Origin of the sequence: Nocardiopsis tropica, assembly GCF_042660575.1 — a bacterium.
Classification (GTDB): Bacteria; Actinomycetota; Actinomycetes; order Streptosporangiales; family Streptosporangiaceae; genus Nocardiopsis; species Nocardiopsis tropica.
The window spans coordinates 27,663-44,505 of sequence record NZ_JBHSUF010000001.1 but is presented as its reverse complement, the minus strand read 5'-3'; the positions used below and the strand labels follow the sequence as shown (position 1 = coordinate 44,505).

Sequence of the window (16,843 nt, the reverse complement as noted above, 5' to 3'; positions counted from 1 at the left end):
GCGGCGGCCTCACCGGTCAGTGGGCGATCGGCGAGGGGGCCTCGGCCCCCGGGGACAGCACCTCGGCGGGGTCGGGGACGCGCAGGTCAGGTCGGCCGTTCAGCTCCACGAACGTGTACTGCGTGTACCACCGCTCCACCGGGACGGCGGGGGCCAGGAGCGACGGCGGCACCTCCTGTGAGACGGGGCGCCCGTTGAGGACGGGGCCGCCGTCCGCGGCGCCCTCCGTGGCGAAGGACAGCGGGACGCCGTCCTCCGTGGCGACGAGCGTGAACCGTGTCGCCTCCCGCGCGTCCGCGTCGGAGGTACGGAAGTCCCCCTCCAGCCGGACGGCGGGCACCTCCTCGGGCACACCGCCCGCGAGGTGCCCGTAGGCGTCCTCCGCGGGCGCGGGCGCCCTGAAGACCGTCTCGGCCTCTCCGGTGACCGTGCCGGCCTCCGCCGCGCGGACGAGCGGCCCGACCACCCCCTCCGGGCTGAACGTGGCGGCCGGCGCGGACCCGACCCGGTACCAGGTGGGGGCGCCGTCCCAGGCGGTGCCCTCCCCGCGCAGCAGCTCCCCGTCCACCACCATCAGGTCGCTGGTGCGCGACCCGCTGACGGTGCTGCTCCAGCGGAGCGCGTCCGGGGACCCGGACCGGCGCAGTACCCGGTCGAACAGGGTCGGGACGGCACCGGTGTCGGCGGGAAGGGGCTGGCCGAAACCCTCGCCGTTCCCCGCGTGCGTGAGCACGGTGAGCTCGAAGGACTCCGCGGCCAGGAACGTGTCCAGCGACGCCGCCACCAGGTCCGCCCCGGAGAGCCGCGCGGACCCCTCCGGCTCCGCCCCGGCGCCGCCCCCGCCTTCCGGCGCGGGGGTGTCCGCCCCCTCGGCCAGGGTGTCCAGGAACAGGTACCCGCCGCCGAGCGCCGCACCGGCGAACACTCCCGCGGCGACCGCGAGGGCGAGGAGCCCGCCCGGCCGCCCCCGGCGCAGGAGGGTGCCGGCGGTGCGCCCGGCGCCTGCGTCCCGCGTGCCCTCCCGGGCCGGGCCGGCGGGACCGCGGTGCGGCCGGACCGCCCCCGGGCCCTGTTCCGCCAGGGCCCGGGCGGCGTCGGTCCACCGCCCGGGCCGGTGCCAGTCCGTGTCGACCGGCGGCCAGTGGGCGTGGACGAGGCCGCGCAGGCGGTCGGCCCACACCTCGCGGGTGGCGTCGTCCTCGACCCCCGCGAGCAGCAGGCACTCCAGGTACGCCTCCTCCGACGAGGGCCGTCGCCCGGGGTCCGGCGACAGTGCGCGGCTCAGCAGGTCGCGCAGCCCCTCGGGTACGGCGGACAGGTCGACGGACCCCTCGCGGGCGCGGCGGGCGGCCTCTGTGAGGGGCTCGCCCCCTCCGGAGGGGGGTCGGCCGGTCGCGGCGAACGCCACCAGGCACGCCCACGAGAACATGTCCGAGGCGGGGTCGGGACGGGCGCCCGCGCAGCGCTCCGGGGCGAGCCACCCGGGGCCGACCCCGGGCGTCAGCGCCTCGACGTCGTCCGACAGGCGCGCGATCCCGTGGTCGATCAACCGCGGGCCGCCGGGGGCGACGACGACGTTGGCGGGCCTGACGTCACCGTGGGGCACGCCCGCCGCGTGGACCGACGCGAGGGCCTCCGCGGTCCCCGCCGCAAGGACGAGGAGCGCGCCTCCGGACAGCGGGCCGCTGTCCTCCACGTGGCGGGCGAGGCCGGTCCCGGGCACGTAGGGGGTCGCCGACCACGGTCGGGAGCCCAGGTTCCCGCTGTCCGCGACCCTCACGCAGCACACGCCGCGTTTCCCCCGGACCACCGCGGCGGCGCTCCGCGCCCCTGCGGCCGGGGCCCGCGGGTGGACGAGCTTGAGCGCGACGGGCTCCCCGTCCGGCGACACGGCCGCGTGGACGGTGCCCGTGCCGTCGCGGCCGAGGCGGCCGATCAGCCGGTGGCCGCCGACCATCTCCGGGTCGTCGCCGGCGAGGGGGCGGACGTGCGGTGGGAGGGGAGTAGACGGGGTGGGTGCCATGGGGGGAACGCTTTCGACTCTCCTGGGCCGTCGGCGCGGTGTCCGACCCGTCCAGCTACGACCCATGGGTACGGGAATCTCCTGGATACAGAGCGTACATTCCCGAACGCACCCGGGAACCTCCCCGGTCTCCTCCCACGGCCCGGGGAACGGAGAGCACGGGCCACCGCGCCGGTCCCACGGCCCGGCAGCCCCCCAGGGGGACGGACGACGGTGCGCCGCCCCGGCGGCGGGTAGCCGGACCTCGAACGGGACCGGCCCGTCGGAGGCGGAGGAGCACGGAGGGCTCCATTGCAGCCGGGCGCAACCCCTGACAGGGGCCTCCGCCGTCGCCTACTGTGTGAACGCGGCGCCCGGCCACGGCTCCCGTCCGGCCGTGACTGGGCGCTGACCTGCTCTCATGTGGCCGCTGGGACCGATGAACCCTCGGTTGCCCCGTGCTTCTCCGGGGACGCGGGTTCCTCCGACTCCCTGGCGAGAGCGGTGTCCCGGCACTCCAGCACCGACTCCAGCAGCCCCGGGAAGCGCCCCTCCAGCTCCGCGTCGCGCAGGGAGATGAAGCACCGCGTGCCCTCGGTGCGGTTCTGCACCAGGCCGGCGTTGCGCAGGATCTTCAGGTGGTGGCTCAGCGTGGACTGGGCAATGGGGAGGTCGATGTCCTTCCACGCCCGCTCACCCTCCATCGCCGCGAGCATCCGCACGATCCGCAACCGGGTCGGCTCGGCAAGCGCGGAGAGCACCGTCACCAGCTCCACGTCGTTGAGGGCGGGGTGCTCCTGCTCCCTGGGAGCCAAGGCGGTCCTCCTCGTACGGGGCCTGGCCGACGGCCAGACGGGATTTGGCTCATGGACAGTCGCGAGTGTACCTTCGTAATTCGATGTTCGTCGAACATCGAACGCGCAGACAGGCTGGGGTCACCGACCCTCCCGCCCCGGCCCTGCCGCAGGAACCGCTACGCAGCAGGGGAAGAGGGCAACCATGTCCACCATCGCGCTGTCCGTGCTCGACCACGCCAGCATCGCCGAGGGGTCCACCCCCGGCCAGGCGCTCCGCTCCGCCCGGGAACTCGCCCAGCACGCGGAACGCGCGGGCTACACCCGCTTCTGGCTCTCCGAACACCACAACATGCAGGCCATCGCCAGCGCCGCCACGTCGGTCTCGCTGGGGTTCATCGCCGAGGGCACGACGAGCATCAGGGTCGGCGCCGGCGGCATCATGCTCCCCAACCACTCGCCGCTCGTCATCGCCGAGCAGTTCGGTACCCTGGAGTCGCTCTACCCGGGACGCGTCGACCTCGGCCTGGGCCGCGCGCCCGGCACCGACCCGCGCACGATGGCGGCGCTGCGCCGCGACCACAGCGCCTCCTCGACGTTCCCCAGCGACGTCCAGGAGCTCCAGGCGTTCTTCGAGCCCGCCGAACCCGGCCAGCCGGTCCGCGCCGTTCCCGGCGAGGGGCTCCGTGTCCCCCTGTGGATCCTCGGCTCCAGCCTCTTCGGCGCCCAGCTCGGCGCCCAGCTCGGCCTGCCGTACGCGTTCGCCTCGCACTTCGCCCCCGACGCCCTGTACGAGGCGCTCAAGGCCTACCGTGCGGGTTTCCGGCCCTCCGCCCAACTGGAGAAGCCCTACGTCATGGCCGGGGTGAACGCCTTCGTCGCCGACACCGACGAGGAGGCCCGTCGGCTGTTCACCACCATGCAGCAGGCGTTCCTCGGCACCCTGCGCGGCGCCCGCGGGCGCCTGCGCCCGCCGGTCGAGAGCCTCGACACGGCATGGCGTCCCGGCGAGAAGGAACGACTGGACCACATGCTTCGTTACTCGTTCGTGGGCTCCCCCGAAACCGTCCGTGAGAAGCTCGAACTGTTCGTCGCTGACACGGGTGTGGACGAGCTGATGGTGTCGTCGATGATCTACGACCAGTCGGCCCGCCTGCGCTCGTTCGAGCTGCTCGCGGAGGTGGCCGAACTCCGGCGTCCGGAACAGGGCTGACCCACACCCGACCCGGGAACCGGTCAAGGGTGGCGGCGCCGAACTGTAGGCAGGCAGTGGCGCCGTCTTCCCGGTGAGGGCGGGCCGGGCAGGGCTCCAGCGGAGCCCGGCCCGGCCACGGTCCCCCTGCACATCGGCCCGGAACCCGCCGCCGGTCCGCGGCCGACGGGCTCAGTCGCCCCCGCCGCCACCCCCGCCGTCTCCTCCGCCGCCGCCGGAGTCACCGCTGCCGCCTCCCCAGCCGCCACTGCCCCATCCGCCGCCGGATCCGCCGCCTCCGGACCCGTCGAAACCGCCGTTCCAGCCGTCACCGCCTGAGCCGCCGCCGAAGGTGCTGTCGGAGCCGCCGCTCTCGGAGGTGCCGCTCTGGCAGAGGTCGGCGAACTCGCAGAGGCTGTCCTGGTCGATGACGCCACCGCCGCCGCCCGCGTCACCCCCGCCCGCCGACACAGCGTTGGCCGCGGTGAGGTCCGGGCTGAGGGCCGGCGATCCGTCCTCGGACACCGCCCTGCTGGAGCTCCGATCGCGGCCACCGGCCCGCAGCGCCCGGAAACCGGTGACCGCCGTGCGGCGAACCGCCTGGTCCCGGGTCATCTCGGCCGTGGTCAGGGCTGTGGTGTTCCCGTAGCGCTCCCGGGCCCGCGAGACGACCTCGTCGCCCGCCGCGGTGTTGGGAAGGACGGCCGGGCCGCCTGTCGCGGCCAGGACCGCCTGTGCGGCGACCAGGAGGGCCGAGGCCGCGAGGCCGCCCGCCAGGGCTGCCAGCCCCGGGTTCGTCGGCTCCAGCAGGAAGAACGTCCCCGCTCCCACCGCGGCGACCAGCAGCGAGAGGATCCTCCGCCCGCGGATGACCCTCGGGAGCCCCGCCCGCCGCTCCAGGATCGCGCGGACCTCCGGGGTGTCGACGATCAGCCCGGACCCGGCCAGGTCCCGTCTGATCTGCTCCACGCCGCGGCCCGTCACCACGCGGCGCACCATCTCCCGGGCGCTGACCCCGACGCGCTTCTTGAACGCCTTCACCAGGACGCGCCGTGTGGGGTCCTTCTCGTGCGCGTAGGGGACGCCGGGTCCCACGAGGGTGAAGAACCCCCTGGCGGCCTGGCTCCGGATGCGGTCGCCCAGGAACGCGTCCACGACCGCCGTCTCCCCCACCCGCACCGGTCCCCCGGCGAGGAAGGCCAGCTCGTTCGGGCTCAGCTCGTCGGGGTCGGGGGCCGGGACCGGTCCCGGGCTCCTGCGGAGAGCGGCCCGGAGATCGAGATGACCGCGAACGACCCGCAGAAGCGGGACGCCTCCGACCAGGAGGCCTGCGGCCGCCCCCAGAACCAGGAAGAGAATAGAACTGCCGTCCATCCCCGCCGCCTTTCCGCGTCGGTGTCGGGATCACGCTCCCTCAGGCCGTCCCGGCCGGAACGGCCCACCCATCCAACACCACGGCGATATCGCGGACGCGGGGTGGCCTGGCATTACACCCCCGGCCATGACATCCCGGCGAACCGCGTGCCATCATGGTCACTCGACGAGCACCGATCGTGACCTCCCTGGCAGCGCGGACGTGAACCACCGACTCCCCGGTTACCGGCATCCACCTGGGCCGACATCGAGCCCTGTGGAAAGTGTGTGGCCCCGTGCCCCGGAGGGCATCCTGAAGAAAGATGGCCACATCCGGCCAGGACGCGGGGCGGCACCCGAGCCCGTGTCGGATAGTGGTTCCCCAGGGTCACTCAGAACCCGCACGCACACCCCTGGTGGACCCCCGCCTCGGTTCACCGGCGCAGAGCCGCACCCCGGCGGCGCCCTCAGCCCTTCCCGCAAGGAGTCAGTTCCGTGAACAGTCCCAACAGGTTCTGGGTGACGCTCAGCACCTACCTGGCGCCCCCCTCCGAGAGGCAGGACGAGGGCGCGGGGATCGTCGAATACGCCGCCATCCTCATCCTCGTCGCGGCCATCGCCGTCGGTGTGTTCGCACTCGGAATTCCAGAGAACATCAGCGGGGCTGTCGGGACCGCCGTTTCCGATATTCTCAGTGGGCCCTGACGTGCGCAACGTCGCTCTTTTCCGACAAGGACGCACAGGGGACCGAGATCTGCACATGAACACCGACCGGGCGAGTGGAAGCAAGAATTCCCGTGCCCCCAGACCTCACACCTTCTTCCGGGAGACCGGGTCCGCGTTCCTCAGTCGCGGTACCGCTACCTCTCTTCTGCTCCTCACCATCACCGGATGTGTAGTAGCTCCGGAGTCAACCGAAACCAGCAACGGAAGCAGCGACAACCCCGACTCGCCCGCTGCCCAGCCCTCCGAACCCGGTGATCGAGAAGACGTCCAACCCATCGCAAGCAGCACAACCACAGCCACAGCCCCCGGAAGCGAACTCCAGATAGACGTGTTCGCGCTCGAGAGGCTCGAGAACAACCTCGTCAGACTCGAACTCGGGGTCACGAACAACTCTTCCGAGAGCTTCTCCCTCGTCGACGGCCTCTCTCAGGAAGGCGACCAGAACACAGCGAGTCACGTATCGCTCATCGATTCCGAAAACCAGAAGCGATACCTGAGCTATGACCAAAGCAACGGAAAATGCTTCTGCTCTCCTCCCGTAGAGGGTTCCCTTCAGGCAGGCGAGACGGTCGACATGTGGGTCATCTACCCGGAACCCCCACCGGAACTGGAATCCATGACGATCGTCACTGCCTTGGCGCCCCCCTTGCTCGACGTGCCCTTGGGGTACGCATCGGAGAGCATCGAGAACGAGGGCCTCGCAGAGCCCGAGATCCTGGACCTCACCATGATCTCGGACAGCCTGGAGGACCAGACGGGTCGCACAGAGAGCGGGGACGAGGTCAGCATCATCCTCTCCTCGGACGTCTTGTTCGAGACGAACAGTGCGACCCTCAGCCCCGAAGCAGAGGAAATCCTCGAGCAAGTCGCGACCGAGATCGACGATGCCACCTCGGCGACGGTGAATATTGACGGCCACGCGGACAATACCGGCAACGATTCCATCAACCTTCCGCTTTCCGAGGAACGAGCAGAAGCAGTGGAGTCAACACTGAGCGAACTGGTCACCAGGAACGGTATTTCCTATGAGAGCGAAGGACACGGCTCAAGCGACCCCATCGCCGACAACAGTTCCGAAGAAGGACGAGAGCGCAACCGCCGAGTCAGTGTTACCTTCGAAAAGTAGGAGACAGCCTTGAGGAGAATAAATCGATCCGCCAGGCTTCTGGCACTGACCGCTTCCACCTTCCTTGCCGTTTCCACCGGCATCACCGGGGCATCTGCATCTCCCCGCGCCAGCGATCTTGATTCACTAGGAACGTCCGAGGGGAACGAAACAGAGTCCTCCGGGCTCATCGCCGAAGTCAACCAAGTGGAAACCAACGAATCGGGAAATATTCTCTCCGTCACCTGGAGCATCGAGAACCAGGGTTCGGAACGGGTGGTGCTCACCTGGCTGTACGGTCGCACCTACACCTACTCCGGAGCCAACTTCTCTGGTGTCACGGTAGCGAGCAACGAGGGGGCCTCCCGACATCACCCGGTGATGGACGGCATGGGTGAGTGCCTGTGCTCAGGAAACAACTCCTCCTCCTTCAAAGAACGCCTGGAGGCCGGAGACAAGGTCTCCTACTGGTCCATGTTCTCGGTGCCGGGTGACGTCGAGTCGGTGACGATCGAGATCCCCGGATTCGAGCCCATCGAGGATGTTCCGATTTCCTGACCCCTGTTCCGTTCCCTTTCCGGACACCCGTAGGAGACGGCGTTGCCCACCCCCCACCGCCCCGCCCCCGGAGGCAGCCGACGGCCCTCCCCCAGCGGACCGCCCGGACGCTCGGGCGCACGCCACGGGCCGCCTCGTGTGCGTGCCCGGATCGAACGCGCCTCCCGCTGGTTCCGTCCGGCACGAAGATCCGGACAGGACGGGGGCGCGGCTCTCGTCGAGCTCGCGGCGGTCACCGTACTGGCCGCGGCGATCATGGTCTCGGTGTACCAGCTCGAACTGAGCCAGACCTTCAACAGCGGGGTCCGGCAGATGGTCTGTCTGGTCGAGGGGCCCGACTGCGGCGACGAGACGTGGGTCGACGCCGACCGTCCGGAGGAACCCGAGCAGTACGAGTGGAGCGGCGACGACCCCACCTCCACCGAGAACCAGAGCCTCGCCATGCGCATGTCCGCTGACGCCGGGTGGACCGACGGCGAATGGCAGTGCCTGAGCAACCTGTGGGGCACCATCTCCAGCTGGGACCACACCGTCGTCGACACCGAGACGGGCAACAGCGGCATCGCCGGGTTCAACCCGGCCAGGCACGGCTCGATGCCCGCCGGTTACATGGAGAGCCCGTCGGCGCAGATCTCCTGGGGGATCGGCTACATCGCTGCCGCCTACGACTCGCCCTGCGGCGCCTTCGCGCAGTGGGAGGGTTCCGGCACCTACTGAACCCGCCCTCGGCGCGTGTCCGCCGAGACCAGCGCCCCGTGCGCCGCCCCCGCCCTCCGGGGGACGGCGCCTTTCTCATTCCCCGGACGACCCCTGGTGTGCGCAAAAGCCGCACATTGACCGGCAAACCTTCAGGCAGTAATCCGACATAAAGTACTTTCTACTTGGACAGGACCCATAGCCTGAGCGTTCATTCCCCACGCCTTTCCCTGCCGGGGGGCTCGGATCGGCGTGGTCGACGGGGGTCGGCGCCTTCCCGCGCGAGAGAACGCCGAGCGGCGCCGGGAACACGGGGGGCCAGTGAAGATCGCCTATCTGATCAATGACATGTACGGCATCGGCGGCACCGTCCGTACCGTCGCCAACCAGGCGGCGGCGCTGTCGGCACGGCACGAGGTCGAGATCGTCTCGGTGTTCCGGCACCGCGCCGAGCCCGCCCTGCCCGTGCCGTCCGGGGTGCGCCTGCGGCCCCTCGTCGACGTGCGCAAGGACAGGCGGGGCCCCGGCGCCGGGGCGGAGGGGCGCCCCCTGTACGAGGGGTCCGAGCGGGCCGGGCTCCCGCCTGAGCTGTTCCCGCAGGAGGACACCCGGGGGTCCACGCACAGCCGGCTCACGGACGACCGGTTGGAGGAGTACCTGGCCACCACGGACGCCGACGTGGTCGTGGGGACCCGGCCCGGTCTGAACGTCGTGATCGCCCGCGCCGCCCCGAGCCGGGTGGTGAAGGTGGGCCAGGAGCACCTGACCTACGACCAGCACTCCGAACCGCTGCGCCGGGTGATGGAGGCCGAGTACCCCCGCCTGGACGCGTTCGTGACGGTGACCGAGGCCGACGCGCGCACCTACGCGGAGCGCATGCCGATGCCGGGGGTCCGGGTGCTGTCCATCCCGAACTCGGTGCCCGCCCCGCCGTTCACCGCCAACGGCCACAACACGCGGACGATCGTGGCCGCCGGGCGGCTGGCGCCCAGCAAGCGGCACGACCTGTTGGTGGAGGCTTTCTCCATGGTCGGCGACGAGTTCCCCGAATGGACACTGCGCATCTACGGGCGCGGCGACAAGCGTGCGTCGCTGGTCCGGCTGGTGCGTTCGCTGGGCCTCCAGGACCGCGTGTGGCTCATGGGGCCGCACCCGCGGGTGGAGGAGGCCTGGGCCCAGGGCGCGTTCGCCGCGGTCACCTCCAGCGAGGAGCCGTTCGGGATGACCATCGTGGAGGCCATGCGATCGGGGCTGCCCGTGGTGAGCACCGACTGCCCGCACGGGCCGGCGTCGATCATCCGCGACCGCGAGGACGGGCTGCTGGTGCCCAACCGGTCAGCCCAGGGCATCGCCGAGGGGTTGTCCACACTGATGGCCGACGACGGCCTCCGCCGCCGGATGTCCGCGGCGGCCCTCCTGGGTTCCGAGCGGTTCGACCCGGCCAACGTCGTGCGCCTGCACGAGGAGCTGTTCTCCGAGTTGGCCGGGCGGGCGCCGCGGGCGCCGGCGCCCGCGGCGCCCGTGCCCCGGCCCGGGCCGCCGGCGGCGTGCCGGGTGCGTGCGGGGGGCGCCGGCCGGGCCGTGCTCTCGTTCACGGATCCTCCCGACGAGGTGGTGCTGGTGCGCCCGGGACAGCGGGTCGCGCTGACCCCCGGCCCCGGGGGCGAGGTGGTGGTGGACGCCGAGCGGGACCGCCTGGCGGCGCGCACGTGGGAGGTGTGCCGGGTCGACGGGGGCCGGGTGAGCCCCGTCGAGGACGTCGAGATCCACCAGCACGGCTACCCGCTGGCCGCCGACGGCGTCGACCGGCTCGCCCTGGTGGTCCCCGCCCGTTCCGGCAAGGGCCGTCTGGTGCTGCACGTGCGCCGCTCCGCCCGCCACGCGGAGGTGGAGCGCGTGGAGGTCGCCGACGGGCTGATCACCGTGCGGGGGCGGGTCCTGGGCCGGGGCGGGCCGGACGCCGGGGCCAGACTCGCCGTGCGGCTCCGCGAGGCGCCGCAGGCCCCGCGGGAGTTCTCGGCCCCGGTGGCCGCCGACGGCCTCTTCACCGCGGTGATCGACCCGGAGGCGGTGGTGCGCGGTCGGGAGGGGATGTCGCAGAAGTGGGAGATGCGGCTGGTGCTGTCCGACGGCGCCGAGTGCACCCTGGGGCGTCACCTGTCCGGGGTGGCCGGCTACAAGAAGATCATCGAGTACCCGGCGCAGCGGGTGGAGTCCCCGCACGGGGGCGGGGTACATGTGCGGCCCTACTACACGGTCAACGACCGTCTGGGGCTGCTGACGTCCCCGTCCGCGCCGTCCCTGGAGGTGGGCGAGGTACGGGTGCGGCCGACGGGGCTCCACGGAAGGCGTCTGCGGTTCGAGGCGCACCTGGACGGCCCGTTGCCGGAGGGTGCCGAGTACGCGGTGGAGGTGGTGCGCGGCACCGACGTGGGCCGGCGCTTCCCCCTGCACGCCGAGGGTCCGCGGAGTCGGCCGGGGACGGCCTCCGTCCCCGGGGGCGGTCGCCTCGTGGGGACCCTGCCGCTGCTCCGGGGCGAGGAGTACGGCGACGCGTCCCCTCTTCGGGTCACGTGGCAGCTGCGGCTCCTGGCGGGGCCCGCGGACGCGATGGGCCGGGTGAGGGCCGAGGAGGTTCCCGGGCACACGGCGCGCCGCTGGAGCCGTGGCCCGTACCTGCGTTCGGTGACAGTGACGCCGGTGGGATCGGGCGACCTCAAGGTCACCGTCGCCGACGTGCACCTGTGGGGCTCGGTCAGCCGGCGTCTGCGCTGACGCGCGGCGGCGTCCCGGCGGGCCGCGGCCGCCACCGGAGCACGGCGTCCGCGGGCGGGTCCCGGCAGGGCCCGCCCGCGGACGCCGCGGCTACTCCTGCGCGTCGGCACGGAGCAGGCGCTGAGCGGCGCTCAGGTGGTCCAGGAGCCAGTCGGGGAGGTGGTCGGCGCTGCGGGGGAAGTACCGCATGTCCTGGTGGTAGCTGCGGGGGTCGGGTTCCACGTCGAACTCCGGCGGGTTCTGGTGGTCGAAGTGGACCCCGATCTCCCGGGACTCCTGGATCGTGATGCGGGCGGTGAACCACGTCCCCTTGCCCGGCTGGTACATGCCCGTCCTCAGGCGGCCGAGCAGGCGGCCGGCCTCCGGCAGGAGGAGGTCCCACTCCGTCCCGCCGTCCGGTGTGCGCACGCTGACCCTGGCCGAGGAGACCCCGACGAGCCCCTTGTAGTCGACGACGATCTCGCTCCACTCGCCCCACACGGACTCGATCGTGCGGTCGACGATCTCCTGGACGGTGTCCATCATCTCCTCGGGCGACATGTCGCCGGGAGCGATCCTGGTCTCCCGCGTGACGCGCGCGCTCCGGAACACGCTCCAGGGCGACGAGGCCTCCGACGTGTCGGGTACCCGTTCCCCCTCGAGTCTCTCCATGAGCCAGTCGGGGAGGTGCTCGTCGTCGCGGGGGAAGTACTCCAGGTCGAGCATGTAGTCGGCGGCGTCCCGGGGCTCGTCGAACCAGGGCTCGTTGTCGTAGTCGTACCGGACCCGGTACCGGCCGGTCCGGTCGTACTCGAAGTAGGCCGTGTACCAGGTGCCCTTCCCGTGCGTGTACATGCCGGAGCGGACCTCCCGCAGTACCTCCAGTGCGGACAGCGGCGGGAGCCACCCGGTGCTCCGGCCCCCGTCGAACATGACCTCGAAGTGGGCGGACTCGGCGTCGGCGAGTCCCGAGTACACGAGCCGGAACTTGGCCCAGTCCTCGGGGGCCGTCCGCAGCAGGTCCGCTCCCAGACCGCGGAGGGATTCGTCCTGTTCGACGGGCGTCATCGCTTTTCGGGCGCTCATGTTCTCGCCTTCTAGTTGCCCTGTATGTGGCACGTGGATTTCTTGGGTGGATTGCCGTGAGGGTTGGGAAAGTTCCCCGTATGCGGCTTCCGGACGGTGTACATCCTTCCGGGTGGAATCCGATTCTGGCCGAACACACGACAAAAACCCGCGCGCGAGCCCGGCGCGGCCTCCGCATCCCTCCCGGGCACACCCGTCGGCACGGCGGGACGGTCGGTCCGCGTTTCCTTTCTTACCAGGCCAAGCGCCGCGAAACGGGCCAACAGGCGGGTGTGGACGAACTCCCGCGCCGATGGCCAGGTGTGGTCACGCCTCCACCGCCCAGGGCGACATCAAAAGGACGAAAACCCCCTCCGGCGTCGCGTGAAACGCGGTTCCGTCCACAGGCGACTACCGATCATGGACAAGCCCGGATAAGCTGCGCCCGGCAGGGCAACTGTCCGGATGCGCTCGCACGCACGCCCCGCGCGACGCGCTCCCGGCCCCTCGAACACCCGCCCCCGCTCCCCGCCCACACGGGGAAGGCCCCCACCCACGGAAAACACATGGGACTGCGACGGACCCTCCTCCCCTCCTCCTCAGCCCGGAAGAGGCCCCGGCCCCTCCTGGGCCGCGACGACGAAGGGCAGGCCAACACCCTCCTGCTCTTCGGCCTCACCCTGGCCCTGCTGGCCCTGACCCTGCTGTTCGTCAGGGTAGGCGCCGCCAACGACACGCGCTCCCGGGTCCAGACGGCCGCCGACGCCGCCGCGCTGGCCGCCGTGGGCGCCCTGCAGGACGAGGCCGCCCAGGAGATGGTCGAGGGCGGCATCCCGTACCCGTGGTTCGACGAGGAGGTCGCCGAGGGACGTGCCGAGGAGTACGCGCGGGCCAACGGGGCGGTCCTGACCGACATCCGCGCCAGCGACAACAGCCTCGGGCGGTACGGCAACATCGTGCGGGTCGAGGTGCGCGGCGCCGTCTGCCAGAGGGAGCTGGAGGAGGACGGGTCCCGGCACTGGAACGACGTGGTGTGCGACGGGAGCGAGGACGAGACCGACACCGTGGTCGGCAACGCCTCGGCCATCGCGATCGTCCGGGTCCCCCACGACTGCGGCGTGGACGGCGGCGTCATGGACTGCGGCGGCGGGCCGGTCACCGACGTCGAGTCGGCCAAGCGCCTGGTCGCCGTGCACCTGGTGGACCAGGAGGGCCGGTACAGGTTCGACCCGGACTCGTACTTCGGGGGCGGCGCCGTGGTGAACTGCTCCTCGCTCGGCTCCCTCCACCCCGCGATGTGCGCGGTGCACAACCGCCTCCAGGAGGAGTTCGGCGGGTTCTACATCTCCGCGGGCGGACGGCGCACGGAGCCCGGGAGCGACCACCACACCGGCCAGGCGGTCGACTACATGATGGTGTCGGACCTGGGCGCGGTGCCGACCCCGCAGATGCACCAGACCGCTGTGACGGTGATCAACTGGATCATCCCGCGGGCCAGGGAGCTGCGCGTCAAGGGCATCATCTACGACCACCACATCTGGAACGCGAACCGGGACCCCGTGGGACCCTGGGAGAGCGTGCGCCGCTTCCACCAGGACACCGGGAACAACACGCAGGACCACGTCGACCACATCCACCTGGCCGCGGGTGAGGGGAACATGCAGTAGGGCCGCATCCTCCGCCGGCCGCGCCGGAGGCGGTCCGGCGCGGCCGTCCACAGGCGCGAACTCCCCCTTGTCCCCCCTCCGGCCGCGGTCCAGCCTGGAGGTATGACACTCCGTGGGGTCGCCCTCCCCGACCGCTCCCTCCTCCTCCGCACACTCGCCCCCGTCCTCGACACGGTGTCCGCCACGGCGGTCGCCGCCGACGTCACCGCCGCCTACGTGTGGGGCGTGGACCTGTACCCGCGCGGCGCCCGGCCCACCCGCACCCGGCTGCACGTGTCGGTACCGCCGGGGGTGAGCACCGCCGGGGCCCCGGTCGTCGCCCACAGGGAGGTCCTGCCGCCCGCCGACACCACCGTGGTGGAGGGCGTCCGGATCACCACCCCGGCGAGGACCGCCGCCGACGTCGCCGCACGCGCCCCCTCGGTCTTCGTGGCCACGGCCCGTCTCGACGGGTTCCTCTCACGGGGGCTGGTCACCGACGACGAGATGGCCCGCGCGGCCCGCGCTCCCCGGGCGCAACCGCGGCTGCGCCGGCTCCGCTCCGCGCTGTCCTACTCCAGTGCCCTGAGCCAGTCCCCCGCCGAGTCGTGGGCACGGGTACTGCTCCTGGAGGCGGGGCTGCCGCCTCCCGTCCCCCGGTGTCCGATCGCCACCGCGGAGGGCCTGTTCCACGCCGACCTCGGCTGGCCCTCCCTGGGGGTGGCGCTGGAGTACGACAGCCTGGAGTTCCACTCCTCGCGAGAGTCCCTGGCCCGCGACCGCGCCCGCTACGCCGCGATGCGCGCCGAGGGCTGGGAGGTGGTCTCCGTCGGCGTGTACGACCTCCGGCGGCGCCCCGACCGCCTGGTGCAGCGCCTCCTGCACACGCTCGTCCGACGGGGCTGGTCGTGTCCACCGCACCGTCTGCGCCGCGTCCGCCGGAAGATCCGCGCCTACGCGGCACGGCCTCCCCTGCTGACGGCTCCCCCGGAGCCCTGAGACCCGGGTGGCCCCTCCGAGCGCGGTGCCCGACGCCCGCGCCCTTCCCGCCGAGTCCCCGGGGGCCGCCCGCAGTACCCCCGCCACCGTCCCCGACAGGAGAGAGGAGGCCCGACGTGGACCGGGGCAACGCCGTGATCGAGTACACGGCCCTGCTGGTCGTGGTGGCCGCCGTGGTGGCGCTCGCGGTCCAGGCACCGGTTCGGGAACTGCCCGCGGAGGTCCGCGGCGCCGTGCACGCCGCCCTGGGCCGGGTCCCGGAGGCTCCGCCCGGGGAGGCGGCCCCTCCGGGCGGTCGCTCCGGCGGAGAGCCCGGTGCGAACGGGACCGGCCGCCACGGGCTCCCCGGGAGCGGCGGAACGATCGGGCCGGACCATAACGACGAGGCCACAATCGGCCACGAACGCCTACCGGACGGTGACTGGACGCTGGATCCTGTGGCCGCGGCCGAAGCCGTCCTGCGCTGCTCGCGGGGCACGCTCGTTCCCGACCCCGTGGCTCGCGTCGACTGTGCGCTGGCGCTCCTGGGACTGCTGGAATCGGAGGTACTCGAAGCGACCGTTCTTCGTTTGGAAGCCGATGAGCTGCACGAACTCTTCTCCAGCCGTTCCTTCGCCGCGACCGGCGCGGCCCGGGTAGCGGTCCGGGCGCTGTGGGAGCACGCGTCGGAGGAGGCCCTGCGAAGGCTGTCGCGGACCCGCACCTTCGGCTTCCTGGAGCCGGCTCTGGAGGCGCCGCACCTGGACTGGGTGCTCCGGTTCGCCGATGCGGGGAGCGATTACGTGCATGCGACCATCGAACAGAACACTGCGTCACCGCGTCGTACCCCCCGCAGACGCAACCCGACGACGCCAGCTGACGAAGATGCGCCGCCGTCCCCCTCCGTGCCCTGGCGGGCGCGTTCCGATTCGCAGAAACGAGGCCCAGGCCGTGTCGATGCCGTCGATACCGCGCACCTCCGACTCCGAGGACCCGCCTCCGGAGGGGGGAGAGCGCCCCAACTGGCTGGTGTCCGTGCTCGTGGTCGTGGTCTGCCTCGCCGTGATCGCCAGCGGTTGGGGGGTGGCCCGGCTCACGCTGGGCTCCCCCCTGCGGCCCCTGGAGGTCGCGGACGGTCCCGAGTCGCGTCCGCCCCGGACGGGCGCCCCCTCCTCGGAGGCCGACCCGGAGGACGCCGAGTCCTACGTGGCGGTGGCCGCGGGCCTGGTGGAGGACTCGGCCGCCTTCCACATCACCTTCACCGTCGACGACGGGAGCGCCGGGCCGGAGGGCTCGCAGGCCTCGGAGGGCCGGGAGCGCCCGGACGGCCCAGAAGGCGGTGAGGAGTCCGAGGCGCCCGACCAGGAGCGGCGGGCGCCCCGGGTCCTGCCCGCCTCGGGGGGTTCCGCCGACGACGCCCGGCGTGCCGCCGGACAGCCGGCCGCCGGGGCGGTCCCGGCGGCGCCCGCGTACCCGAACGTGGCCTCCGGCCGCGGGCGCGTCATGTACGACGCCACGGCCGAGCCGGAGTTCGACCACTTCTTCACCACGACGGAGGGACAGAGCGTCTACCGCTACGACGTGGGCGACGGGCAGCTCATGATGACGGCGGACCGGGGGCTCAAGCTCCTGGATCCGCCGAGCGAGGCGGACGGCTACCTGTGTTCGCGGGGGTTCGGCTCGGCCAAGCTGCACGAGATCCTCGAAACCTCCTCCGACCTGGCCCTGGTCGGCCTGGAGGAGGTGGACCTGCGGTGGCCCGGCCAGCGGAGCACCCACAGCGCCTACCTCTACACGGGGACCTTCTCCGCCAAGGTGGGCGGCTACGACAAGGACAGCGGGGTCAACACCCTCACCCTCGTGCCGAACGCCGAGTTCGAGCTGTGGATCGACGAGCAGGGATATCCGCGCAGACTCGACTACCGGGCCGCCGGCGGTTTCGCGGAGAGCTACGAGTACCACTCGTTCAGCTGA

At 72.1% G+C, this 16,843-nt stretch carries 13 protein-coding genes; 9 read left to right on the top strand and 4 right to left on the bottom strand.

All coding sequences use genetic code 11. From position 1 onward, the window contains the following. Positions 1-16 precede the first annotated feature (16 nt). Positions 17-2,023, bottom strand: coding sequence for a serine/threonine-protein kinase (locus ACFQBR_RS00185; RefSeq protein ID WP_344183513.1), 2,007 nt, complete (start codon positions 2,021-2,023; stop codon positions 17-19). Positions 2,024-2,421: 398 nt separating this feature from the next. Further along, on the bottom strand, positions 2,422-2,817 hold the full coding sequence (locus ACFQBR_RS00180; protein ID WP_267946140.1) for an ArsR/SmtB family transcription factor: 396 nt from the start codon (positions 2,815-2,817) through the stop codon (positions 2,422-2,424). 184 nt (positions 2,818-3,001) lie between these two features. On the opposite strand from ACFQBR_RS00180, the gene ACFQBR_RS00175 reads away from it, so the two are divergent. Beyond that, positions 3,002-4,009, top strand: a complete 1,008-nt coding sequence (locus tag ACFQBR_RS00175) for an LLM class flavin-dependent oxidoreductase (RefSeq protein ID WP_267946141.1) — start codon at positions 3,002-3,004, stop codon at positions 4,007-4,009. 171 nt (positions 4,010-4,180) lie between these two features. Here ACFQBR_RS00175 and ACFQBR_RS00170 read toward each other — a convergent pair whose 3' ends face one another. Continuing rightward, positions 4,181-5,362, bottom strand: coding sequence for a TIGR04222 domain-containing membrane protein (locus tag ACFQBR_RS00170; RefSeq protein WP_344183511.1), 1,182 nt, complete (start codon positions 5,360-5,362; stop codon positions 4,181-4,183). A gap of 474 nt (positions 5,363-5,836) precedes the next feature. On the opposite strand from ACFQBR_RS00170, the gene ACFQBR_RS00165 reads away from it, so the two are divergent. From ACFQBR_RS00165 to ACFQBR_RS00145, 5 genes are all read left to right on the top strand, one after another. Further along, on the top strand, positions 5,837-6,046 hold the full coding sequence (locus tag ACFQBR_RS00165) for a hypothetical protein (RefSeq protein WP_344183509.1): 210 nt from the start codon (positions 5,837-5,839) through the stop codon (positions 6,044-6,046). A 55-nt stretch (positions 6,047-6,101) separates the two neighbouring features. After that, positions 6,102-7,193 carry an OmpA family protein gene (locus ACFQBR_RS00160; protein WP_344183507.1) on the top strand — a complete coding sequence of 364 codons (1,092 nt, stop codon included), beginning with the start codon at positions 6,102-6,104 and terminating at the stop codon, positions 7,191-7,193. A gap of 9 nt (positions 7,194-7,202) precedes the next feature. After that, complete coding sequence (locus ACFQBR_RS00155; protein WP_344183505.1) at positions 7,203-7,730, top strand: hypothetical protein; 528 nt, start codon at positions 7,203-7,205, stop codon at positions 7,728-7,730. A gap of 138 nt (positions 7,731-7,868) precedes the next feature. Next, positions 7,869-8,447 (top strand): aggregation-promoting factor C-terminal-like domain-containing protein, encoded by a 579-nt coding sequence (locus ACFQBR_RS00150; protein WP_344183503.1) that lies wholly within the window; start codon positions 7,869-7,871, stop codon positions 8,445-8,447. Between the two features lie 300 nt (positions 8,448-8,747). Continuing rightward, positions 8,748-11,201, top strand: a complete 2,454-nt coding sequence (locus tag ACFQBR_RS00145; protein ID WP_378551660.1) for a glycosyltransferase family 4 protein — start codon at positions 8,748-8,750, stop codon at positions 11,199-11,201. A 90-nt stretch (positions 11,202-11,291) separates the two neighbouring features. Here ACFQBR_RS00145 and ACFQBR_RS00140 read toward each other — a convergent pair whose 3' ends face one another. Continuing rightward, a complete protein-coding gene (locus tag ACFQBR_RS00140; RefSeq protein WP_267946148.1) occupies positions 11,292-12,266 on the bottom strand; it encodes a hypothetical protein in 975 nt (324 codons plus the stop codon). Between the two features lie 545 nt (positions 12,267-12,811). Between ACFQBR_RS00140 and ACFQBR_RS00135 the strand changes: the two genes are divergently transcribed. The 3 genes from ACFQBR_RS00135 to ACFQBR_RS00125 all read left to right on the top strand — a co-directional run bounded on the left by ACFQBR_RS00135 (position 12,812) and on the right by ACFQBR_RS00125 (position 16,843). Further along, a complete protein-coding gene (locus ACFQBR_RS00135) occupies positions 12,812-13,912 on the top strand; it encodes a VldE C-terminal domain-containing protein (RefSeq protein WP_344184789.1) in 1,101 nt (366 codons plus the stop codon). Positions 13,913-14,014: 102 nt separating this feature from the next. Then, a complete protein-coding gene (locus tag ACFQBR_RS00130) occupies positions 14,015-14,890 on the top strand; it encodes a hypothetical protein (protein ID WP_344184790.1) in 876 nt (291 codons plus the stop codon). Positions 14,891-15,826: 936 nt separating this feature from the next. After that, complete coding sequence (locus ACFQBR_RS00125; protein WP_344184792.1) at positions 15,827-16,843, top strand: hypothetical protein; 1,017 nt, start codon at positions 15,827-15,829, stop codon at positions 16,841-16,843.